General features: G+C 52.7%; 20 protein-coding genes and 1 tRNA gene. 16 read left to right on the top strand and 5 right to left on the bottom strand.

All coding sequences use genetic code 11. The annotated features are described in order from the left end of the window. Positions 1-42: 42 nt before the first annotated feature. A complete protein-coding gene (locus KOO63_09710; GenBank protein MBU8922081.1) occupies positions 43-2427 on the bottom strand; it encodes a hypothetical protein in 2385 nt (794 codons plus the stop codon). Positions 2428-2706: 279 nt separating this feature from the next. Here KOO63_09710 and KOO63_09715 point away from each other — a divergent pair, with 279 nt between their 5' ends. Continuing rightward, entirely contained in the window at positions 2707-3528 is an 822-nt protein-coding gene (locus KOO63_09715; protein ID MBU8922082.1) for an arylamine N-acetyltransferase, read from the top strand. 16 nt (positions 3529-3544) lie between these two features. Here KOO63_09715 and KOO63_09720 read toward each other — a convergent pair whose 3' ends face one another. After that, on the bottom strand, positions 3545-4423 hold the full coding sequence (locus tag KOO63_09720; GenBank protein MBU8922083.1) for an HDOD domain-containing protein: 879 nt from the start codon (positions 4421-4423) through the stop codon (positions 3545-3547). 293 nt (positions 4424-4716) lie between these two features. Between KOO63_09720 and KOO63_09725 the strand changes: the two genes are divergently transcribed. Further along, a complete protein-coding gene (locus KOO63_09725) occupies positions 4717-7878 on the top strand; it encodes a hypothetical protein (GenBank protein MBU8922084.1) in 3162 nt (1053 codons plus the stop codon). Further along, a complete protein-coding gene (locus KOO63_09730; protein MBU8922085.1) occupies positions 7773-9047 on the top strand; it encodes a hypothetical protein in 1275 nt (424 codons plus the stop codon). The genes KOO63_09725 and KOO63_09730 overlap by 106 nt, the downstream gene beginning before the upstream one ends. An 18-nt stretch (positions 9048-9065) precedes the next feature. On the opposite strand, the gene KOO63_09735 is transcribed toward KOO63_09730, so the two are convergent. The 3 genes from KOO63_09735 to KOO63_09745 all read right to left on the bottom strand — a co-directional run bounded on the left by KOO63_09735 (position 9066) and on the right by KOO63_09745 (position 11583). Next, complete coding sequence (locus tag KOO63_09735; GenBank protein ID MBU8922086.1) at positions 9066-10913, bottom strand: methyl-accepting chemotaxis protein; 1848 nt, start codon at positions 10911-10913, stop codon at positions 9066-9068. Between the two features lie 142 nt (positions 10914-11055). Beyond that, entirely contained in the window at positions 11056-11457 is a 402-nt protein-coding gene (locus KOO63_09740; GenBank protein ID MBU8922087.1) for an OsmC family protein, read from the bottom strand. 42 nt (positions 11458-11499) lie between these two features. After that, positions 11500-11583: transfer RNA gene (locus KOO63_09745), tRNA-Leu, on the bottom strand. 253 nt (positions 11584-11836) lie between these two features. On the opposite strand from KOO63_09745, the gene KOO63_09750 reads away from it, so the two are divergent. The 13 genes from KOO63_09750 to prmC all read left to right on the top strand — a co-directional run bounded on the left by KOO63_09750 (position 11837) and on the right by prmC (position 24284). Further along, positions 11837-12439, top strand: coding sequence for a penicillin-binding protein activator LpoB (locus tag KOO63_09750; protein MBU8922088.1), 603 nt, complete (start codon positions 11837-11839; stop codon positions 12437-12439). Positions 12440-12513: 74 nt separating this feature from the next. Continuing rightward, complete coding sequence (locus KOO63_09755; GenBank protein ID MBU8922089.1) at positions 12514-13782, top strand: hypothetical protein; 1269 nt, start codon at positions 12514-12516, stop codon at positions 13780-13782. Positions 13783-14031: 249 nt separating this feature from the next. Further along, positions 14032-14490: an SsrA-binding protein SmpB gene (gene smpB, locus KOO63_09760; GenBank protein ID MBU8922090.1), complete on the top strand. Its 459-nt coding sequence runs from the start codon at positions 14032-14034 to the stop codon at positions 14488-14490. After that, positions 14480-16102: an N-acetylmuramoyl-L-alanine amidase gene (locus KOO63_09765; GenBank protein MBU8922091.1), complete on the top strand. Its 1623-nt coding sequence runs from the start codon at positions 14480-14482 to the stop codon at positions 16100-16102. Before smpB ends, KOO63_09765 begins: the two co-directional genes overlap by 11 nt. Then, positions 16099-16659 (top strand): GerMN domain-containing protein, encoded by a 561-nt coding sequence (locus tag KOO63_09770; protein MBU8922092.1) that lies wholly within the window; start codon positions 16099-16101, stop codon positions 16657-16659. The genes KOO63_09765 and KOO63_09770 overlap by 4 nt, the downstream gene beginning before the upstream one ends. 16 nt (positions 16660-16675) lie before the next feature. Next, the gene (murI, locus tag KOO63_09775; protein MBU8922093.1) at positions 16676-17485 is read left to right on the top strand and encodes a glutamate racemase; all 810 of its coding nucleotides are present in this window, start codon (positions 16676-16678) and stop codon (positions 17483-17485) included. 62 nt (positions 17486-17547) lie between these two features. Continuing rightward, entirely contained in the window at positions 17548-18255 is a 708-nt protein-coding gene (rph, locus tag KOO63_09780; protein MBU8922094.1) for a ribonuclease PH, read from the top strand. Next, entirely contained in the window at positions 18246-18878 is a 633-nt protein-coding gene (rdgB, locus tag KOO63_09785) for an RdgB/HAM1 family non-canonical purine NTP pyrophosphatase (protein MBU8922095.1), read from the top strand. The genes rph and rdgB overlap by 10 nt, the downstream gene beginning before the upstream one ends. 112 nt (positions 18879-18990) lie before the next feature. Further along, positions 18991-19908, top strand: coding sequence for an ATP-binding cassette domain-containing protein (locus tag KOO63_09790; protein ID MBU8922096.1), 918 nt, complete (start codon positions 18991-18993; stop codon positions 19906-19908). Further along, positions 19892-21163 (top strand): ABC transporter permease, encoded by a 1272-nt coding sequence (locus KOO63_09795; GenBank protein ID MBU8922097.1) that lies wholly within the window; start codon positions 19892-19894, stop codon positions 21161-21163. The genes KOO63_09790 and KOO63_09795 overlap by 17 nt, the downstream gene beginning before the upstream one ends. A gap of 145 nt (positions 21164-21308) precedes the next feature. Beyond that, positions 21309-22316 (top strand): radical SAM protein, encoded by a 1008-nt coding sequence (locus KOO63_09800; protein ID MBU8922098.1) that lies wholly within the window; start codon positions 21309-21311, stop codon positions 22314-22316. A gap of 4 nt (positions 22317-22320) precedes the next feature. Beyond that, positions 22321-23421 carry a glycosyltransferase family 4 protein gene (locus KOO63_09805; GenBank protein MBU8922099.1) on the top strand — a complete coding sequence of 367 codons (1101 nt, stop codon included), beginning with the start codon at positions 22321-22323 and terminating at the stop codon, positions 23419-23421. Between the two features lie 20 nt (positions 23422-23441). Then, a complete protein-coding gene (gene prmC, locus KOO63_09810; protein ID MBU8922100.1) occupies positions 23442-24284 on the top strand; it encodes a peptide chain release factor N(5)-glutamine methyltransferase in 843 nt (280 codons plus the stop codon). Positions 24285-24299 lie beyond the last annotated feature (15 nt).

Below are 24299 nucleotides of genomic sequence, written 5' to 3' on the forward strand. Positions count from 1 at the left end.
CGGCCCCTTTTGCTGTCTATCGGTTGATGGCTGCTTCTTTTATCAGCAGCAACAACCACCTTTTTTCTTCTCCATGTAATCGGCGTATTTTTTGACGGATTCCCACTGTCCGGCGCCATGAAGCCCGGCTTCCTCAAGGACCTTGTGAGCCTGTCCACTGCCCAGGAAATGTCCCTTGCCGAACGCGTCCACCGAATGTTCCCTGCCCGCCTTCGATGTGACCCAGTGGTAGAGAGTCGGCATCGTCAGGCCGGTCAGCCCCATCGCCTCGCAGGCCAGCTTCTCCGGGTAGATCGCTTCCTGTTCCTTTTCCGGAAGCATGGAGAAGAGCTCCGCGCTGGCCACGTAGAAGATGTTCATGTTCAGCCCCGCTTCATCCATCTTCGGAAGGACTTCCTCGACGAAGGTGTTTGTTATGCCTGATCCCTGCAGGACAAGCGTGCCGTGATAAGGTTTCTTGTCAGGGTCGGCTTTGCGCATCGCGTAGACGCCTTTCGCGGCGGCTGTCGCGGGCGGCATTCCAAGTGCCTCGCGGTCGAAGATCTTCTCGTTCGGCCTTGTGACGAACGGGGCGATGACCGCCGGACGCTGCTTGAGAGCGGCTATTACCAGGGGATACAGTTCCTGTGGATCCCATGGGGTCAGGGTGACCATTATCCCCTTCGGGAAGTTCTCCTCGAGAAGCTGAAGAGCCTGTGGATCGGCATGTGTGGGGCCGTCTTCACCTGTCTTCAATCCTGCGTGAGCGCAGACGATGAAGAACGGGTTGTATGGATCGCCACAATACTCTTTCTTTGCCTGCTGCCCGATTCCGTGGAGGCGCGCGGTGATGTGCTGAAGCGCGGCGATGAATGCTCCGTAAGAGGAGCCTGCGCCGATCTGCTGCCCATAGGTGGAGATACCTGCCATCACTCCGCCCATACAGTCTTCGCAGATCCCGCCGGTCAGCAGTATTCTCGAACCTGGATTCGATATGGCGTTGTAGAAGCCTTCGGCGAAGCCGTTGCCCACTTTACTGATCGAAGTCGATCCGAGAAGGTCTGCCGAGGCAGCCAGGATCGCGCCATTCGATTTCTTGTTAAGATAGTTGAGCGTGTCGCCAAGCGCGGCTCGCAGCGTCTGAGATCCGCCTACCTCGTAGGTACATTCGGCCGGGATCTCTTCGGCTTTGATCGAAGCATCGTAAATTGCCTCGATGTTTCCCGCGCCATCGCGCTTTTTCCTGCCCAGGTCGGTCAGGCGCTTCTCGCTGCCGGCCAGGGTGTCCGCGAAAAAGGCGGCCAGTTCTTTGTTGTCCTCGAATACGTTTCTGATAGTCATCAACGCATCGTAGAAAGCCTTTTCGATAGAATCCGGCGATTTATCCGCGCAATCGAAGGCGGGGAATTTCACGCCGAAGCGTTCTTCCAGAGGTTTCAGGGTATCGAAATACTCCAGTGAGCAGAAATCGTGGCCAGCGCCGTGGGATTTTCTACCCTCGATACCGTACTGCCATCCCTTGATCGTTCTGTAGACAATCGCCGTGGGCTGCTCGTTGAGGTTCTTCATGGCGAATTCCTGGGCGGCGAGGACCTGGCTGATATCTTTTCCGTTCTCTACGAGGATGACGTTCCAGTCGTGCAGGTAGCAGAATTCGGCGGGGGTCCACTGCACGTAATCACCAGGAGTCTCACCATCGCGGCAGACCTTGTCCGAGTCGATCGACGACTGGTTCCAGTCTATGTGCAGCATGACGTTCCAGAGTTGTGCCGACCCTGCCGTGGCCAGACCCTCCGAGACGCGTCCAGGGGTCATTCCACCTTCGCCCTCGATAAGATGAACGAAAGGTGCGTTCTTGCCGAAAGTATCCATCGCGCCGAATCCCAGGCCGAGACTGGTCGTCACGCCCACTCCCGATGCCCCCGTGGACAGCTTGACGAACGGAGTATGAGGCGAGGGATGTCCGTCGAGAGATTTTGCCTTGAATTTATTGAAAAGCGGAGTTTCCTGTGTGGGATTTCTGCGGAAGCCGAGAAGGTCTTCCAGGCGCAACTGTCTGTCTTCGCCAGGAAGCAGTTCCGGGTTGCTTACCTTTGCCGCTTCGTTCCTGAGCGCCCACATGGCGTAGAGGCCCATCGCCTTGTGGCCGGCAGCGTACGAAAGAATATCGGCCTCGATGCATTCGGGGTCCGATATCCTGTAGTCCATCGTATGAAAGAGGAGGCTTTCGACGATCTTGCCGGAGGATATCGATCCGCCTGGATGCCCCGATTTGGGCACGAAGTTGTACAGGATCCCGCAAAGGGTCCTGTAGATAAGATCGTAATCGTCGAACATCTTGATTGTCTCTTCCGGAGCCTCGTAAAAGAGGTTTTCCGGTCCGATCTCCGCGTAATAGCCACGCCTCGGGCCGAAATCAAGATTCTTGAAGGTCACATTTTCTGACAAGACGAGCCTCCTGGTTTGGTGCCGTGGTACAACCGATCGATTTGTATCTTTCTCTCCTGCCCGGCCAGTAACACATGATTTCCCTACTCTGAGCCGGACGATAAATATAAACGAAACGAGGTCAAATTGTCAACCCGACTCGGCGCCGGACACAGATGAACTCAGCAGGCCGGCAATGGATGTGAAAGGTGGTCCGGTCTCTGAATAATTCCCGGGGGAAAAGTCTCGGGTTGCGTGGATAGAGGAGTTCCTGTTATTTATTGATGTCGCGGAAAGAAAATGTGGAACAGGGAGCTGAAGGAAAAGGGATTGCGGAAAGAAAACGGCAACGCGAAGACACAGTTCTTTGAAAGATTTTCCATTTCCCCGGGAGATCCGGATCGGGAGATGCTGCGGGTCATCGTGTCTGATTTCACGAGGTTACCGTACGAGAATCTGACGAAGATCATATCGAAATTCTCGATCGACGATCCTTCCCGGAGGATGAGGTCCCCGGAGCAGGTCATCGATGGCTTTATAGAGAATAGTACCGGCGGCACCTGTTTTTCGCTCACATGGTGTCTTGGGTCGATACTGGACGACTCCGGTTTCAGGTGTTATCCGGTCATGGCCGATATGAAAAGAGCCAATGTTCACTGTGCCCTGATCGTCCATATCGACGAGCAGAGATTCATCGCAGATCCAGGGTACCTGCTTGGCGAGCCTTTGGAACTTACAGGTTCTCCCTTACTTATCGATACGAGCTTCGGGAAGGTAGAGCTCAGGCCCGGGGGAAGTGCCTCCTGCGATCTCTATACCGTTACCGGAAGCGAGAGAAAATGGAGATACAGGGTCAGGACCAGTCCAGTCAGCATTCAACTCTTCCTGAAGTACTGGCAGGAGTCGTTCTCTCTTTCCATGATGAATTCCCTCCAGTTGACCAAACTGACGGATAAGGGCCATCTATACGTAAAGGACCATCATCTCAGGTACAGGCAGGGCGACAGGAAGATCAGTGAGAATATCGGGCAGGAACTTTATTCGAGGATCGAAAGGGAGTTCGGGATCCCGCCGGAGATAACAACGAGAGCTCATGAGTACATCGACAGGCACAGGGTCTGACGAGTCCCTGTTTTTTTCAGGCGGGTGTTCCCTGGACAGCTCCAAGGACCTCCAGTGAAATAGCTACTTCTTCGCGGATGCGGGGCGTGTCCAGATTGACGTCTGCGAATGATATTCCAAAGAACTTCCTGAAGTTCTCCTCGTCAAGCACGATGTTCGTATCGCCGCTTGCTCCCAGATTCAGATGGTGGGCTACCTGGTTGGCAAAGAATACGATCCCGGTTAGAGCATCGGGTGAGACCGGTGATATCATCTCTATTCTTGCTGAATGATGGTTTTTTACTGCTCTTCTCGAATCGCGGGGAAAGTTCCATTTTCTGAAAAGCCAGTTTCCTATCTCGGCGTGATCGACACCGAAGATCTCGACTTCTATCTGTTCGAGGGGTTTGCTTTCACGTTTGGCCCTCAGTATGGCATCCATGAATTTGTCGGTATGATGCTCGACCAGGAGAAGTTTTCCTATATCATGGATAAGCCCCAGCGTGTAGCAGATGTCCCCCTCTATCTTGACGGCATTCTTGCATATCTCTTTCGCTATTACGGCAGCGCCGATCGAATGTTCCCAGAAGCCGGGGCCTGAGAAATCGGTAGTCCCTTTTACATGCTGGAACTTGCCGCAGATCGAAGCTCCGAGACAGATCTGCCTGATCGTTGAGAATCCGAGCATCGTTACAGCGTGATGTATGTTCTGGACCTTGCCTCTCAGACCGAAAAACGACGAATTTACCAGCTTCAGTACTCTGGCCGTAAGGGTCTGGTCGCTCGTGATGATCTGCGCGAGCTGCCTTGCGCCTATCTTGGGGTCGTTGATAGATGCGAATATCTTCTGAACTACTATTGGGAGTGTGGGAAGCGATTTTACATTCCGGAAAAGTTCATCTACCTTGTTAGTCATGCTGACTTAAACCCCCCACTGGGCACGATACCCGTGCGTCCTGAATGTATGGTTACAACTATTACTATGACAATCGACCATGTGCCCGATTCATTATATAATTCGGATGAAAACAACGGTTCCTTTAGAGAAAATCTTGAGAATATTGAAGTTTGAGGTTATAATTCTCATCCGCAGGTGTGACGTTATCCAGATACGAGGGAGGAGCGTTTGCTCCTGCTGGATAGTTCGACCTGCTTCTCCGGTGAGCCGGGCTGCCGTGGAGTGATCAACATAAACCGGAGTGAGTGAATGTGAGACTATTTCTTGGAATCGACGCGGGCACGGTCAGTCTGAAATGGGTCCTGACCGGGCCGTCGGAAAAAATAGAGGAACTGGCCGGGATCAGCGGTGGGCAGATCGATGAGATAAGGACTCTCGACGATGGCCGTTCCATAGCTTATTCCAGATACTCCCGTATCAAGGGCAGCCCCGTTGACACTATCGTAAGAGGGTTGAGAGATCTGGCCTCCTTTCTCGATCCTTCAGATATCTCCCGCGCGTCCATAACCGGTGCTTCTTCCGCTCTGGTCTCGGAGCTTGTCGGGATCAGGGAAGAGAATGAATTCAAGGCCCTGGCGGCCGGGGTGACAATGCTATACCCCGGAGTGCTGAATATCTTCGAGATGGGCGGAGAGAATTCAAGATATATAAAACTGTCTGGCAGCGACGATTTCTCAGGCATTACGGATTTTGAGACGAACGGGGAATGTGCCGCCGGCACGGGAGCATTCATAGACCAGCAGGCTTCGCGCCTCTGTTTCCGCGTTGAGGATACCGGCGAGGCGGCCATGTCGGCGCAGCGCAGCCCAAGGATCGCCGGGCGGTGCAGTGTGTTCGCAAAATCAGACATGATACATGCCCAGCAGAAGGGTTTCGGGCCGGATGAGGTCATGAGGGGCCTCTGCGAAGCGGTAGCGAGAAACTTCAAGAGCAATATCACAAAAGGACGGAAGATCGAGGGCCGAAGTGTATTCACCGGCGGGCTGGCGATGAATATCGGGGTCGCGACAGCTATGCGCGAGGTCTTCGGGCTCGGGGCAGGAGAGTTTATTGTACCAGACAAGCCCGCATGGACCGGAGCGGTCGGTGCTGCTGTGCTTGCGGACGAGAAAAATCACCTGGTAGACCATGATCGCCTGAAATCGATTATCGAAGGGAAAATCGAGGCTGATAATATAGAATTTTCTTCCTGGAAACCGCTTTCTCGAGAGAAAGTCAGTTTCCTGAGGTCGAAAGTGAGAGAGTGGGACGCCGGGGATGCCGAACTTCCCGTGAACGCCTGGCTCGGTATCGATGTCGGTTCGGTGAGTACGAACCTTGCCCTTATCGATGATGATGGAGCGGTCATAGACGAGATCTATCTCCGTACGAAAGCGAGGCCCATAGAGGCCGTCGCCAGGGGGCTGTCTCTCCTCGAGAAACGTGTCGGTGATACGGTCAGAATCTGTGGGGCGGGAACGACAGGTTCCGGACGGGAACTGATAGGTGAGCTGGTAGGGGCCGATACTATCAACGACGAGATCACCGCTCACAAGACGGGAGCTCTTTTTATCGGCCATGACCTGCTCGGGAAAAAAGTGGATACAATATTCGAGATAGGTGGGCAGGACTCGAAATATATCAGGATAGACGATGGGGTCGTGGTCGATTTTGCCATGAACGAGGCTTGTGCCGCGGGTACGGGGTCGTTCCTGGAGGAACAGGCTGAAAGGCTGAACATAGATATCGTCGGGGAATTCTCCGAAATGGCATTTTCTTCTTCCGACCCTATCCGGCTGGGGGAGAGGTGCACTGTATATATGGAACAGGACGTGATCTCCTGCATGCGCAAGGGGGCAAGCAGGGAAGACCTGGTAGGAGGGCTTGCCTACTCGATCGTTCAGAACTACCTCAACCGGGTCGTACGGGGAAGAAAGATCGGGGAGACCATATTCTTTCAGGGTGGCACGGCGTACAACGATTCTGTTGCCGCCGCTTTCAGCGCCGTTCTGGACAGGGAGATCGTAGTTCCCCCCCATAATGGAGTGATCGGGGCAATAGGGTCCGCACTGCTGGCCAGGGAGAAGATGCATGCTCTGGGCAAGTCTACGACATTCAGGGGCTACGACATTGCCGGCATCGATTACAAAATAAGAGAGTTTACCTGCAAGGGCTGCTCGAATTACTGCGAGATACAGGAATTTACGGTGGAGAAAGAACGGACATTCTGGGGCGACAAATGTAGCGACAGGTATAGAAAACGAAGGAAGCTGCCGGTCAGTCCGGCCGTGGCCGACCTGGCTTCGATCTACAGGGATCTTATCGACGCGGATCACGGCGTAACGGAGATCGTCGGGACCGATATGGCACGGATAGGCATGCCACGCGCCATGTCATACTTCGACAGGGCTCCGTTCTGGCGCTCCTACTTTCAGGCTCTTGGTTTCGAAGTCGTGGCGAGCGAGCCTACCAGGAGGGAAACGATAAATTCGGGCATAGAGCAGGCGGTAGCCGAACCCTGTGCCCCGATCCAGGTGGCGCATGGGCACATAGCATTTCTGCTTGAAAAGGGTGTAGACCATATTTTTGTACCGAATGTCATAGATGAAGAATCGGAAAGAGACTCGGCGGGGTCTTACGTCTGCCCGTGGGGACAGACGCTTCCCTTCGTCGCCAGGCAGATGACGGCTCTGGATGGCAGGGAAGATGCGATACTCTGCCCCACAGTGCATTTCCGGGAAGGGGAGAAAGTAGTAGAAAAAGAATTGTACGATTATATGAAAAAATCCCTGTTCACGGGCCGGCGTACCGCGCCCGGAAGAAAACTTCACCGGCAGGCCGTGAGAGCGGCGTATTCCGCGCAGAGCGCATTTCGGGATAAGTTGTCGTCGATCGGACGGGAAGCGCTTCGTGAGATTGAAAAAGCCGGGAAACACTGTGTCGTGATCGTAGGTAGGCCCTACAATATTTTCGACAGCGAACTGAACCTCGATATCCCATCGAAGCTGAGGGACTATTATGGAGTGGATGTCATCCCGATGTCATTTCTCCCGCTGGATGGGATCGATATAGATAAAGTCGCAGGTAACATGTTCTGGAATTACGGGCGGAGGATACTCCAGGCCGCGCGGTTTACGGCGGACAGGGAGAACATGCACCTCATATATCTGACCAATTTCAAGTGCGGCCCGGATTCGTATATCAAACATTATTGTAATGTCGCGGCTGGCAGGCCGTGGCTGACCCTTCAATTCGACGCGCATGGTAACGATGCCGGCATATTGACAAGATGCGAGGCGTATCTTGAAAGCAAGGGAGTGCTGAGCTGGTGGAAAAAGAACAAAATAGTCTCGGGAAAAAGACTCTCTATATCCCCAGAATGTCAACGGGAGGAGCGAAAGCCTTCGCTGCGGCGTTCAGGAACCTCGGGATAGACGCAAGGGTAGTCCCTGAAGGCGACGAGATCACATATGAACTGGCCGGGAAATATATGTCCGGTGACGAATGTCTTCCTGCCAGAGTGACCGTGGGGAATTTTCTCAAGGTGCTTCAGGCTGCGGGAAGCGACACTTCGTCGATAGCTGTCTTTATGCCTACGGCCTCGGGCCCGTGCAGGTTCGGCCAGTACGCTCCGGTCATGCGGCACATTCTTGACGACATGGGCCACAGCGAAGTCGAAGTAGTCTCTCCATCGAGCGCGAACGGATATTCAGGGATCGGAGACCTGGCGGGGCCCGTTATGAAACTGGGCTGGCTGGCGCTTGCCGGCAGTGACGCGCTCAGGAAGATGCTTCATATTTATCGTCCCATGGAGACAGAAAAGGGAGCGGCGGACGAGGCATATGAGAGGGCCATGGACATCTTCTGCCAGGAGATGGAGGGGGCCGGTGCTTCAGGCACGAGGGCGGCCCGTCTCCTCAGTGGAGCCCTGGAGGAAGCGCGGAGTATATTCAGAGATGTCCCTGTCGACCGATCGAGGGAGTTGACTCTTATAGGGGTAGTAGGTGAGATCTTCTGCAGGCTTAACGTATTCAGTAACGAGGACCTCATCAGGCAGATCGAAAGTTTTGGAGGCCGGGCGTGGCTGTCAGATATAAGCGAGTGGGTATGGTATACAGACGCGGAGAGGATCAAGAACCTGCAGCGAAAGAACAAGACTCTATCGAAAGAGATGGCTGGCGCTGTCATCAAGAGATACTTTCAGAAAAAGTACGAGAAGATCCTTCTGGCCCCTCTTACCGGGGAGCTGTCGATGATGCCGGAACCGCATGATATCATGGAGATCCTTGAACCCGGCGAGCCATATCTTCCGTGGTACGGATCTCTCGGAGAGATGGCCCTGAGTACCGGCAAGTCGGTCTACCTCTATGAAAAGGGAGTCGATGGGATCGTCGATATCAGCCCTTTCACATGTATGAACGGCATAGTATCCGAGGCGGTCTATCCCCGGATCAGCAGGGATCACGAGGACATTCCTATCCGTTCCTTCTATTTCGACGGAACGAGATCAGAGGTGGGAAACGACCTCGCCGTTTTCATGGAACTCGCAAAGAATTATAATCGCAAAAAGACAAAAAAAAGTCCGACCGGAAGAGTCGCCTGATTCTGACGGACAGGATGATCAGTCGACCCTGAACGTATTCATTGCGTTCTTGAGCGAACCGATCATATCGTTCAGTTCATGGTTTCTCGAATCGATAAGTTCCGACTTTTCGTTGAGCCGGGTAAGCGAGACATCCAGTTCGGAGAGCGCGTCATGGATCTCGCCGCCCATCCTTGCTTCATCCGAAGCGGCTTTGAAGATCGTCAAGACGATACGGAGGACTTCTCTGATATTGTTTTTTGTCTCGCCGAAGCTATTTTCCAGGGATGAGGCCATAACAGAGCCTTTCTCGACCATTTCCCGCGTCTCGACGAATGATTTGGATATCTCTTTCGAGAGGCTTGTCGAGCGTTCGGCCAGTTTTCTTACTTCCGATGCAACGACAGAGAATCCTTTTCCGTGCTGTCCCGCCCTTGAGGCCTCGATGCTGGCATTCAGTGATAGCAGGTTGGTCTGGTCGGCGATTGCTTGTATTGTCGCGAGATAATCCATTACATTGCGGCTGCTTTTTTCGATATTGTCCATCGCGAACACTACCTTGGTCACTATGTCACTTCCGTCTTCGACGGCATCCTCCATGTTTTCGAGCGACGATTTCCCCTCGTCCGCCGCCCTGGCAACTGAATCGATAGAATGGATGAGTTCATCTGTCGAACTTCTTATCTGCTGGAACATCGACATCTGGAAATCTGTATGTTGTCGGAGAGACGAGATCTCTTTCGAGTGGGAACTGGAATGGTTCCCGAGGCTGACAAGCGTTTCACGAACCGTGGTTATTATATTCTTTATGCTTTCGATCATGTTTCGAAAGTTCTGTCTTATGAACAGGAATTCTTTCGACTCGAACAGGTCGGTAATGCCGGGGTTTTTGTGTATGTCACTGTGAACAAAGGAGAGGTTGCCCGTGGAGATCTCCTGTAGAGTCGATGACAGGCGATCCGCACCTTTCTTTGTCCTTGATGAGACCAATTGGGCAAAGAGGAAGATATATATCAGAAAGAAGAGGATAGATGGAATGATGAGTGAAACAAGACCATGGCGGACACCAGCGGTGTGAATATCATAAGGCAGATAGATCAATACTATTCCCATGTCCGAAAAAACACCGCTGACACTGAGCAGGTCTTTATGCCTGGTGATGACGGGAGGACCCTCGGTTTTTGTCGCCAGCGCGGATTCCACCAGGAGAAGGTCGGGGCCTGAAAGACTTTCTTTGTCTTTGACGGATGGATAGACCAGGTTTCCTTCGTAATCGGTCATTATCAATCTGCCATGTGAGCCTGATTCGAGTTTCGCTATATAGGAGGACATCGTACTCAGGGATATGTCTATTCCGGTAACGCCGATTAAATTGTGTTCATCGTCGTATACAGGGCGAGAAATGGTGACCATGATCTCGTCCCTCATTCCCCTGTACATACCCGACCACGCGGATTCCCCGCTCTCCCTTGCGATTCTGTACCATGGCCGTTTTCTGTGATCGTAATTACGGAGGCGTTTCATGTTTTTTAATTCAGGAGCGAAGAGGCTCTTGCCGTTCTCGTCTCCGTAAAAGGCTGTTGTGATATCTTTATTTATGAAGAGAGCCGTAAGACTTTCCTGGAGATGCTCATACTCTTCTTCGTCGCCAGACGAATATTCCAGGCATAGCCCCCGGGGTATCCCGATCTCGACGAGAGTGACAAAGGAATCGAAATAGTTTTTCAGGCTGAATGTCACACTCTGGTAGTGTTCCACGGCTCCGTGCTCGAAAGACTCCATAAGTATCTCGTCCATTTTGACGAGAGCGAACGGGAGCGCCAGCATGATCGGTACGAGCATCAGCACGAAGGCGAAGATGATATATGTCCTGACCCCGATTTTCACATATCCCTTTCGCGGCGAGAATGCGTCCGGTTCGAATTGCTGCAGGTAGCTGCACGGGGCCAGGGTTTCGTGTTGGCCCTCGTTTCTGCGGATTGCTAAAGCCTGACTGACATGATTGGTTATCGGTCGGAGAGGCGAAAAGTTAAGAGGAAATTCGAGTTACAGTAACCGCTACTTCGGGGGGATCGACCAGAAGTTTTTTGACCGCGCACATATCAATCGACTTGAGCATCGGTTTGATATATTTATCGGGGAAATCTGCCGGCAGCTCGACTTCGACTGTGATCCTGGTCAGCATGTGGCTCACGGGGTCCCGCTCCATCTTCTGGATGATCCTTATATCGTCGATCGGGATATCCCTGGTCTCGCAGAAATATGAGGCATATGTCGCGCTGCAGCTTGCGATAGAGATGAGGAACAGGTCGAAAGGTGTAGGAGCCGAACCATCGCCGTTGCTCGATGCCGGCTGGGCGGTTTTTACTGTGAATCCGTTGTATTCAGAGATAGTCGATAGTCTGCCCGGCAGCGTGGTGATGATCTCCATTTTCTTTCCTTACCCGCGAGACTCCATCTGAAATAGAAAAAATGCCTGAGGGGGGAGTCGAACCCCCACGGAGTTACCCCCACTGCGCCCTGAACGCAGCGCGTCTACCAGTTCCACCACTCAGGCATCGAAATTTCAGATAATTACAATAAATAACCAGAGGTTAATTGTCAAGAACGGTGTTTCTGACTGTCCGGGCGCTCAAGTGGAAAACAGGGATCGAAAAGAATAAATGCTTGTAATGCTGGAGTGTTGAATTTACGATGCGGTCTCGGGGGGAAAACGGAAAAACGGGAAACAGGAAAGAACCACAATTTCATGTTTAAGGTGACAGGAAGCTGAAAGAATACAGTTTCGGAAACCGCGAAAAGGAGGAGCCATGAAGAGAGTCCTGTTATTAGTGCTCGTGCTGGTCATTGCTGTAGCCGGGTGTGGCAAGAAGGCTACGAGAGAGATCGATCTCACTACAGACAAGGCTGAGGACGCCGATTTCTCCAGTGCCGACCTGTTCACGATCACAGACGGTATGATCAATTCCATGCAGGCTAACGGGTTTTCCCAGGTATATGCCTCAAAGCACATGGGTGAAAAACCTGTCATGATACTTGCCAAAAGCCTTCTGAACAAGACTGACGAACATGTAGATACGAGATTGATCCTGGAGAAGATACGTACGGGGATGATCAAGTCGAATCTGGCCGAGTTCATAGACGATCAGGCTTTCGATCTGGCTCTCGAGCAGCTCAATATGCAGGCGACCGACCTGTACGATAATTCGAAGGCCGCAAAAATCGGGAATTTCGTCGGCGCGAAGTATCTTCTCAGGGGCACTATCACGAACCTGCGCAAGCAGGATGGCCGGGAGACTCTGAATTATATGAACATAACGCTGGTCATCTTCGAGGTCGAGACTCTCATGATCAAATGGACCGACGAGGTAGAATACAAGAGAGGCAGCACCAAGGGCAAGATCCGGGGTTGATCCGCCTTGATGGGAATTTTGTGCCGGCCAGGCACCGTGCCTGGCCGGTGTAACACCCGAATCCGGGGAGATTGATGAAGAAGACCTTGATCCTGGTGGTCCTGCTGATGACTTCCGGGTGTTCCACCTATACGGCAAAGATGGAACTGTCCCGCGATTTCTACTACGATGGCGAGTACGAGAATGCGATAACCGGTGTCGACGAACTTGTCGGAAAAGCTTCGAACAACGATATCCACCTGTTTCTTGCCGAGCGTGGCAAGATGCGGCTCGCGGCGGGGCAGTATGATTCGGCCATCGTCGATCTTCAGAGAGCGGAAAAACGTTTTCACGAGATTGAAGGGACCATCTCTATCAGCGAGATGGTAAAGACATCTGTGAAAAGCGCCGGGTCGATGGAATATCAGCCGGAATCTCACGAAAAGATCATGATCAACACCTATCTGTTGCTTGCCTACTGGCTCAAGGGTGATGCCGAGGGTGCTTTCGTCGAGAGAAACAGGGTCGCCGGAAGACTGAAAAAATATACCGACCAGCTTTCTCAGGAAGATTGGGAAAAGCTGGATGTGCCTTTCGCCAGGTACCTCGTCGCCCTGCTTTACGAGATGGAGGGTCTCGCAGACGATGCCAGGATCGAGTACGATGAAGTGAACAAGATCTATCCCGAGGCGAGGCCAGCTGGCGAGAATACTTTTCTGACAGAGATAGTCGTTTTCGCGGAGATGGGGCGAGGGCCCGTAAAGGTGTCACGGGAGATCAAAGGATATTTCAACAAGGATGCCGGCAACCTTCTTGGATTCTTCGAATTACCAGGAGCCTCCGGCCCCTTGATGGTCAATGCCGGCAGCCTCGGGTCGTTCTCTCCGACTGACGGTGTCGTTTTCAGTTTCGCGTTTCCCCAGTATATCCGGCAGCCTCGTATAGCGGCAAGATGCTCTGTGGTCTTCGACAGTATCGAAGCCGCCGACGCCGTTCTCCTCGATAACATAGAGGAGACGGCGATGACAGCTTTCGGTAAGGATATCGGCAAGATACTTCTCAAGGCGGCTGTCAGGACCTGCCTCCAGACTCTGGCTCAGGAGAAGATCTCCGACAAGAAGGGCGGCATGGTCTTCGATCTTCTGGGAAAGGCTTTTTCAGCGATCGACAAGGCGGACACTCGTTCGTGGCAGACATTACCCGCCGAGGTGCGGGTCTTCCGCATGGAATGCGATCCCGGCGATCATGAAGTGTTGCTGAACTATTATGACGGATCGGGGGCCATTCTCGGTTCTTCACGCACGGTGAGATTTTCGGTCGAAAAAGGAAAAAAACAGATCATCTATCTGCCAGGGCCCTCCTGACCAGCTGGAGTCCCGGTTCTGGCCGGTATCACGCCGATATCGACATACGACGGAACCTGTCAGGAAAGCCATTTTACCTTGCAAACTCACCTACCCTTTGCTACTTTTCGCCTGACCCTTGTCTGTTTTTCATTTCGAGAGCAGTCATGGGTGGTCGTGTGTTTAATGTGATATCCGGTGGGTGGGACAATTCCCGTCCTGGCCATATGATTATTCCCTGAGTGGCCTGTTTCAGGTCGAGGATGATGCATGAAGGTAATTTGCACGAATAGAAAGGCGAGGTATGATTTCTTTATCCTCGAGACCATCGAGGCGGGAATGGTCCTGAGAGGTACTGAAGTCAAATCTCTCAGGGACGGTGGCGCACACCTCAAGGATTCGTACGCATCAATAGAGAATGGCGAGCTTTTTCTGTTCAGTGCCCATATCGGTCCCTACAAGCATGCGAATCGTTTTAATCACGAGCCTGAAAGAACGAGGAAACTGCTCGTTCACGCGAAGGAAATAAAACGCCTCACCGGCAAGATCAAGGAAAAGGGGCTCACTCTTGTCCCCCTCAAAATGTATTTCAATGATGCGGGGAAAGTGAAAATAGAACTGGGTCTTGCGAAAGGCAAGAGAGCGTACGACAAGAGAAAGACGATAGCAGACCGGGACGCGAAAAGAGATATGGAACGGGCCATGAAGGACAAGATCCGTGAAAGGTGATGGGATGGTGGAAGTAAAGAGAAGCAAAGGGTGGACTGTCATATCGGCCTTAATGGTCGCTGCCGTTTTCATGGCGGTCCTGCCGCGAGAAGCGGATGCACAGGGAACTCTCGAACCTGAAAGCACTTTGGGTGTCGTATATGCGGATGGCAGACAGACGGAGGAAGTCTCTCTCTACAGGCTGGACAGACCCAGTGAAGAACTGTTCATGTCGGCCTACGATCTGGCCAGGATATTTCGGGCGTCGAGGTACTGGAATCCAGGCGCAAGAAAGCTGATACTCCGGATCGATGACGAGAGATACATGTTCACTCTCGATACGAGGGTAGTCCTGGTCGATAACGAACCGATCCTGATGAGGGTCCCGGTAAAATATACCGAGGGACTTGTAATGATCCCCCTCGAGTTCATTTCAAACATCCTTACTTCGAACGCATCGGAGATGATCGAGATCGATGAGAAGAGGCTGGTCCTCACTATCGGGTCTCCCGAATACAATGTGACCGGCCTCGAATTCGCCGATGATGATTCAGGTACAAAGGTGATCCTGTCCCTGTCCGAAGAGCTTCTCTACCATGTGGACAGTGATACGCCGGGGCTTCTCAGGTTGAAGATATACGGTGGACGGCTCAATTCTCTCAAGATGTCAGCATCGGAAGGTCTGGGACTTGTGAACAGGGTGAGGGCCGAGCAGACAGATCACGATTCATATATATTCCTGGACGTCAACAGGACCGTTTCGAGATTCCAGGTCGAATTTCTCGAAGATTCACAGGAGGACGAGCGTGATTTCCGAACGCCCGGGAGGAAACTTGTTATTTTCCTGGAGAAGGGTGACCTTCCCGAGATACCGGAGGCCGATTATGCCGGACGGAGGATGACGGAGATCCTGGACGAGGGGGCCGGTCAGGGCGGATTTGTCCTGAAGAAGATCGCGATAGATGCCGGGCATGGCGGCGTTGACAAGGGGAAAATAAGCTCCTCCGGGGTCCGTGAAAAGGATATCAACCTCGATGTCGCAAGATTGCTCGAGGAGCAGCTGAAAAATGAATTCGGTGTCGAAGTCGTTATGACGAGGTCGGAAGATGTCCTCGTGCCACTTGGAAGAAGAGCAGAGATAGCCAACTCAGAGGGGGCGGATCTCTTTATCAGTATCCATTGCAACGGTTGGTTTCATGAGGATGCCAGCGGTTTCGAGACATTCTTCCTTTCGCCCGCGCGGACAGAGGCCGACGAACGGCTGGCCCGCGAGGAGAACGCATCCCTGAGGTTCGAAACTACGGACCTGAGGCCGGATGAGCTGGAGGATCTGGATTTTATCCTCTGGGACATGGTCCAGAACGAATTTATAAATGAGAGCAGCGAGCTGGCTGAACTTGTACAGCGGGAACTGGCGGAGGTCCTGGATATACGGAATCGCGGCGTCAAGCAGGCGGGCCTGCTCGTGTTGAGGGGGCTGCATATGCCGGCAGTGCTGGTCGAGCTGGCCTTTCTATCCAACCCGGAAGAGGAAGAATTACTGCAGGACCCACTTTTCAGGGCCAGAACGGTTCAGGGGATAGTCGAGGCGATCAGGAGATACAGGGATAAGAGGTCTGGTGGCGGATTATGAGTTCCTCGACAGGCAACAGGATATTTCAGGTACTGCTCATTCTTGCGATCGTGATCGTTTCATTCGCCCTGATAACGAAGTATTCGAATTTGAAAAAGGCTCAGTCTTCCGGTGGCATCAGCCCCGTACCGGAAGAGACGAGGAGTGTCACACTATTCTTTGCGAGTCGCCAGGCTGACGGCCTGCTGTCCGAGGCGAGGGAGATAGCGGTCGCCGAGGGGCTGGAGGATCAGGTCAAACAGGTTCTGAAAGCCCTTGTGCTGGGACCTGAAGACGACAAGATGATCTCCGCGGTGCCGGCCGGTACCGAGATCCTGCAGGTTTTCTGGGTAGAAGATACACAGACCATTTTCCTTGATTTCAACAGGGCGCTCCTTTCGGCACATACAGGTGGAAGTGCCGGGGAGTATTATACTATAAGCACGATCCTGAAGACCGTGTCCTCAAATTTCCCCCAGGTAAGAAATCTGCAGTTTCTCGTGGACGGATATCCTGTCGAGACGATTGCGGGGCATTACGCTATAGCAAAACCACTTGATATCATGCGCTGGAGATAGTACCTGGAGGCGGGAGATGAAAGAAAAAGATAAATCTATAGGTGTTTTTGATTCGGGTGTCGGAGGACTGACTGTCGCTGCCGAGCTTATCAGGAGTATGCCCGGCGAGGATATCGTCTACTTCGGGGATACGGCCAGAGTCCCCTATGGTACTAAAAGCCCCGAGACAGTATTACGCTTTGCCAGGGAAAATCTCGATTTTCTCAAAAAAAAAGATGTCAAGATCATAGTGATTGCCTGCAATACGGCATCTTCAGTCGCCCTGCCCCTTCTTCTTGATGAGGAGGATATCCCGGTGACCGGAGTGCTTCTTCCGGGGGCAAAGGCGGCCGCCGCGGCTACAGATAACGGACGTATCACAGTCATAGGTACTTCCGCTACGATTCGGTCCAGGGCTTACGAAAAGGAATTGTACAGACTCAACGGCGACCTTGAAATAAGGTCCCTGCCATGCCCTCTCTTCGTATCGCTGGCCGAGGAAGGATGGCTGGACGGCGAGATAACGGAGATGGTGGTCCACAGATATCTCGATCGGCTCACGGAGTTCGGGGCGGACACCCTGGTACTCGGATGTACCCATTACCCGCTGCTGAAGGGAGTGATCTCGAAAGTAGTAGGTGAGGAGGTCAGGCTGGTAGATTCGGCGACGGAGACGGCGCTGGAAGTGCAGCGGATACTCGAACGGAACAGCCTTCTCAGGGGTGGGGATGATGGGGGCCGGTTCGAGTGTTATGTGAGCGATACGCCATATCTGTTCAAGGAAGTGGGAGAGAGATTCCTGGGCCGGCCCATCGACAGAGTGGAACATCAGAATATGGGAGATTGACTGGCCGAATGTGGCCGGTAGCAGTACGTAGTATCGATGATCTGAAAGGTGGATCCGATTTTATGACGGAGAAAAAGAGAAAAAGAAATGAGCTGCGCCCGATCAGGATGAATGTCGGCTATCTGAAAGGAGAGCCAGGTTCGGTGCTGTTCGAGATGGGCAATACGCGGGTGCTGTGCGTAGCGACGGTGGAAGATACCGTTCCTCCATTTCTCCGGGGCAGCGGTAAGGGTTGGATAACGGCGGAATACGGCATGTTGCCGAGGTCGAGTCCGAAGAGGATACCGAGGGAATCGGTGAAGGGGAAGATCAAGGGACGGACACAGGAGATACAGCGACTGATCGGCCGTTCTCTGCGTGCTGCGGTCGACCTCGAGAAGACAGGAGAGAGGACATTCATCATAGATTGCGATGTGATCGAGGCCGATGGCGGGACAAGGACAGCATCCATCAACGGTGGATTCATGGCCCTTGCGGCCGTGCTTCGTGACCTGGGACTGGAAAAGGAAGCGCTGAAGGGATTCGTCGCGGCAATCAGTGTCGGGATGAAAGAGGGGAAAACGATCCTCGACCTGGATTACGTTCTTGATTCGAGCGCCGATGTCGATATGAATGTCGTGATGAACGACAGTGGGGAATTCATAGAGGTTCAGGGAACTGCCGAGGGAAACACGTTCTCCCGGGAGCAGCTGGACGGAATGCTCAAGAGCGCGGGCAGCGGCATAAGAAAGATCTTCAAGGCTCAGAAAAAAGGATTGAAATGGGCCTGAAAATAGTCCTGGCCACAAGGAACCAAGGCAAGATCAGGGAGATCAGGGAGATCCTGGCGGGGACCGGGATAGAGACTGTCACACTTGATGATTATGACTCGTTCGATGAACCGGAGGAGACCGGCAGCACATTCACCGAGAACGCCATGATAAAGGCAAAGGCGACCTTTGAAGTGACCGGGCTGCCTTCCCTGGCCGACGATTCCGGGCTTGAAGTGGACGCTCTCGATGGAGGCCCCGGTATTCGTTCGGCGCGCTACGGCGGCGAAGGACTGAATGACATCGACAGGTGCCGCAGACTTCTGTCGGAGCTCGAAGGTGTCGCTGCCGAGGGCCGGAAGGCGAGATTCAGATGCGCGATGGTGTTGTATCCCGTACCCTCCACGGGTGAAGGTGCCTTCGTCACTGAGGGAGTCCTTGATGGCATTATCGCGCGGGAGCCTGCGGGAGAGAATGGATTCGGATACGACCCCGTTTTTTATATTGAGGAGATGAAAGGGACCGCCGCTGAGATCGGCCCCGAAAAGAAGAACAGTATCAGCCATCGGTACAGGGCGTTGATCGAGATGAAGAGCCTGCTGACGGGCGGTTCTGGTATTGTGAAGAGTGAAAATATCGAATAACTCCGGTGTGTCGGGGGTATTGAAATTAACGTGTAGTTTTTGAATGATTCAATATTTCGCCTGGGGGAAAGCTGACGGTCCCATGGCGATCCAGCATCAAGGAGGATCAGGATTGCTTGCAATTGAAAATGTGATCAAGAGGTACGACGGGCACACCGCTGTCGATGATCTCTCTCTGACAATCGAACCGGGGGGAGTATTCGGGCTTCTTGGCCCGAACGGAGCTGGAAAGACGACTACGATCAGGATGGTGATGAACATCCTCGAACCAGATGAGGGGAGCATCCGACTGTTCGATGAGCCGATCAACGAAAAGGTGAAGGAAAAAATCGGTTATCTTCCGGAAGAACGTGGGATGTACAGGAAGATGAAGGTGCTCGACCAACTGATCTTCCTGGGTGAGATCAAGGGGATATCTTCTTCGGTCGCCGAACAGAGGGCGAAGGAATGGCTCGAAAGGGTCGAACTGGGCGACTGGGCGGACAAGACTGTGGAGACTCTATCGAAAGGGATGCAGCAGAAGGTGCAATTCATCTCTACAGTACTTCACGATCCACAGCTCGTCATACTCGATGAACCGTTTTCCGGACTTGATCCGATCAACACACAGATCCTCAAGGATATTATTATCGAGATGAAGGATGAAGGCCGTACGGTAGTCCTGTCGACGCACCTGATGGACCAGGTAGAGAAACTCTGCCAGAGGATCTGTCTCATCGACAAAGGGAAAAAGGTACTCGAGGGAAAACTGGCCGACATCAAGATGGAGTTCAGCAAGAACGTCATTTCGATCAGATTTGAAGGGGACAGAAAGATACTCGAGAATCACCCGAGGGTCGAGAAGATAGCCGACTTCGGGCAGGAACTATCCGTGACCCTTTCCGAAGGCACGGATCCCAACGAGATCCTTCGCTACGCACTTGACAATGGCCGGGTCGACCGGTTCGAGCTGGGAGAGATGTCGCTGCATGATATTTTCATAACCCAGGTAAGGGAGAAGGGGGGCGTTATCGATGAAAAAGATGTTTAAAGTCGTGAAAAGAGAATATCTCGATCGTGTAAAGAAAAAGAGTTTTCTGATCGGTACTCTTCTCGGTCCCATTATCATGGGGGCGCTTATCTTTGCGCCGATGCTCTTTATGAAATTTGCTCCAGAGACTCAGACGAATATCGCTGTCATCGACAGGACCGGAGGAATGATATTTGACAGGCTGACGGAGGCTCTTACTGATACACTGGATGACGGATCTCTGAAATTCGTTCTGAAGGAGATCGATGCTTCCATGCCAGACCTCGAAGAGACCAGAGAGAGGCTCAACCTGGAAGTGGAGAGCGATGTTCTCGATGGATATTTTGACTTTCCAGAAGATATCGTCCAGACAGGCAAGGCTCATTTTGTCAGCAAGAGACTGGGCAATATCAAGATGATGGGGAGACTGGACAGCGCCGTTGACCTGGCGGTCATCGGATTGAAACTAGAGGCCGAGGGAATTGATGTGGCCGAAGTAGGAGAGCTGATCAAGGGAGTGAGTATCAAGATAGTCCAGCTGAAGGATGGGCAGGAGGAGGAGGGAAAGGGCTTCGATAAGATCTTTATCTCCAGCTTCATGTTTGTCATGATGCTTTACGGGACGATCCTGATGTGGGGGATCGCTGTGCAACGATCGATCATCGAGGAGAAGAACAACAGGGTGATAGAAGTGATGCTTTCGTCGCTCCGTCCGATCGACTTGCTGTTTGGCAAGATCCTCGGTGTCGGCGCGGTCGGGTTGACCCAGTATTTGATATGGGCAATTGGTGGGGGCATGCTCGCGCTTTACGGGATGAGTATGGGAGGCCCCGTGGCTCAGGTTGCGAGCAACCTGTCGCCGGCCATTCTGACATTTTTCGTTGCATACTATGTGCTTGGATTCCTGTTCTACTCGACATTGTTCGCGGGCATAGGATCGGTATGCAATACTGACCAGGAAGCCCAGCAGATGCAGCAACCGATCGTGCTCTGCCTGGTGTTTACCATAATGGTCCCGATGTTTATCATCCAGAACCCTGACAGCCTTTTCGCGACCGTTATCAGCCTCATACCGTTCTTCACGCCGATCGTGATGTTCATGAGAATAAATATCCTTACTCCTCCGGCGTGGCAGATAATCTTGAGCTTTGTAATAATGGCAGCAAGCCTATTTATCGCCGCCAAAATATCAGCCAAGATATTCAGGATAGGTATCCTGATGTACGGGAAGAAACCGGATATACGCGAAATTATAAAATGGATGAAAAGGGCGTAAGCCTTCGTGGCTGATGGCGTGGGTATTGTGCCCGCGCCAAAGCCGCGTGTTAAATGGGTTTGTCATGAAAATTGCTGGATTCCGGTCGGACAGGTCTGTTTATTTCAGCTGTATGGCTAACTCTCGATAGAGAAGGATCGATTCCATGGAATGCGCGATAATCACTACTTACAGGTGCAACGCCAGATGCCAGATGTGCAATGCATGGCAGAATCCGAGTAACCCTTCCGAGGAGTTCGATCCGGAGATCCTGAACAAGATCCCCGCCGGGATGCAGCGACTGAACATCACCGGTGGAGAACCGATGCTGAGGAAGGATATTCACAGGATAATAGAGATCCTCGATACGAAGTCTGACAGACTCGAGATAAGCACCAACGGGTTTTTCCATGACAGGATCATAAAAATAGCTGAAGATTTTTCCGATATCACGATCAGGGTCAGTGTCGAAGGCCTGCCCGAGTTGAACGACAAGCTCAGAGGCATCGATAATGGTTTCGATCACGCACTCAGGACTATTCTGCGTCTGAAAAAGATGGGGATAAAGGATGTCGGGTTTGCCATGACGATATCAGGTGATAACTGCCGCGACCTTCTTGACATTTACACTCTGGTCGCGTCGATGGGTGTCGAATTTGCAAACGCGGTCGTACACAATTCGTTCTATTTTTTCAAGGAAGACAACAAAATAGAAAATGTCAGCGAAGTCGAAAAGGTCATGACAGAGTTCATAGAGGCACTGTTGTCGTCACCGAGAGCGAGTATTAAAAAGAGGATGAAGGACTGGTTCAGGGCCTATCTGAACGTGGGGCTGCTCCGCCATGTGCAGGGCAGACAAAGGCCCATTCCCTGCAACGCGGCTACCGACACATTTTTTGTAGATCCCTGGGGACGGGTACTGGCGTGCAACGGCTCACCGGCGCCGATGGTAATGGGAGACCTGAATACTCAGTCGTTCGACGAGATCTGGAACGGTGAACAGGCCAGAAAGATAAGGGAGATGGTCAGGACCTGCAAGCAGGGCTGCTGGATGACAGGGACGGCCGTACCAGCGATGAGAAGGAATCCAATCGGACCTGTCAAATGGGTCCTCAGCAATAAACTTCGAGTGATGCGTGGAAAACACGTTCATCTGGACAATAGTCAGGACTGATGAGATGAGAATCGCTATCCTGGGAATCAAGGGGCTCCCTGGACATCACGGTGTCGAAGTCGTGGTCGATTCACTGTTGCCCCATCTTGTCGAACTCGGGCACGAGATCACCGTGTACGGGTACAAGTCGTATACAGAAGTGGAGGGCGAGTATCAGGGGGCCAGAGTCGTTGCCGTAAAAGGGAGCGGCGCAAAGCCTCTCGAGATGATATCCCACATGTGGAACGCAGCGCTCGTGTCCAGGAAAGAAGACTACGATATCATTCATATTCATTCCACCGATCCATGCCTTCTTGCCGGGATGGTCCGTGCACGGTACGGTGTGATCGCCACATCACATGGTCAGGCCTATGTCAGGAAGAAGTGGAATATTGTAGCGCGCAACATGTCTAAGATCGCCGAGCATTTTTTCATAAGGATCCCGGACATGAAGACATCTGTCTCAAAGCCGCTGGCCGACTATTACAATGCCCGGTATCGCAAGGGCGTTCTCCATATACCTAACGGGATCACTATGAGAGTCAAGCCCGATGCCGCACTGCTGGATAAATGGGGGCTCAAGCCTTCGGATTTTTTCTTCTGTTCGGCGGGAAGGATAGAGAAGACGAAGGGACTCTCTACCCTCGTGGAGGCTTACAGGAGGATGGATACGGATATCCCCCTGGTGATAGCGGGAGGCGGAGTCGCCACCGATGAGGAATATTTCAGGCAGCTCAAAGCGGAAAGTCCCGAAGGAGTAAGATTCATGGGATTTCTGACCGGCGATGAATTTTTCGCGCTGTACGCGCACGCGTCCGTCTTTGTCTTTCCATCGGAGTACGAAGCAATGTCGATGGCTCTTCTTGAGGGGCTGTCGTTCGGAACACCGACTGTGTACAGCGATATTCCTGAGAACGAGGCGGTTGCCGCCGGAATCGGATTTCCATTCCGGGTATCTGATCCTGTAGACCTTGAGGCGAAACTTCGCCATGTCCTTTTGAATCCGCACGAGGCCAGGGAGAAAGGGAACCTGGCGATGGATAAGGTGAGGGCGAATCACAGCTGGGGAGCGATTGCCCGACAGTATGACGCGGTATATAAAATGATGGCGGGACGATCCAGTTGATGGAGGATTTCATGTATTCAATGTTCAAAGAAATATACGAGGAGTTCAGGAAGACCGAATGCGAAGATCCTTTCGAAGAGACTGTTCACCTGCTGGATATAATGACAGGCGGATCTGTCAGGGGCTGTGACCTTTCGTTTCTCGACAACAAGGGACTAACGGTCGCTGAGTTGGTTCGGATCAGAAACACGGGAAAGCCGATGGAATATATTGTGGGCGAGGCTCCGTTTATGGGCAGGTCGCTTGTGGTGGATGGCGGCGCGTTGATTCCCAGGCAGGAGACAGAACTTCTTGCCGGGATCTGTATCGAGTCACTTAAAGAGATGCTGGATGATAACGATGAACTGGATGTGATAGAGCTCGGGACGGGAAGCGGAAATATCGCCGTTTCCATAGCGATAGCTCTGGAACAGGCCAGGGTCTGGGCATCCGATGTCAGCGAGGAGGCGGTTGAGATCGCGCGCCTCAATGTGGAGAGATTCGATATCGCTGACCGGGTCAGGCTTTTTTCGGGAGACCTGTTTGAACCTCTGGCGGGGGAAGGGCTTGAGAACGACGCGGATCTCGTTGTATGCAACCCCCCCTACATTCCGACAAGCTCGCTCGAGAAACTCGCGTCGGAGATCATAGACCATGAGCCCGTCGTCGCGCTGGACGCAGGAGCATACGGAATCAATATTTTCAGAAGACTCATAGCTGAATCACCAGGCTTTCTCAGGCAGGGCGGCATGCTCGCCTTCGAGATAGGCGCGGGCCAGGACAAGCTCGTCGAACGACTCTTCAGGAAGGTCGGAGACTGGGTGGACGTGAATACCCGGGACGACGGGGAGGCCGTACGCGTGTTTACAGCGCGTAAAGTATAGATGTGCCGGGTGGAG

This window comes from Candidatus Latescibacterota bacterium, assembly GCA_019038625.1.
In the GTDB taxonomy this organism is placed as follows: Bacteria; Krumholzibacteriota; Krumholzibacteriia; order Krumholzibacteriales; family Krumholzibacteriaceae; genus JAGLYV01.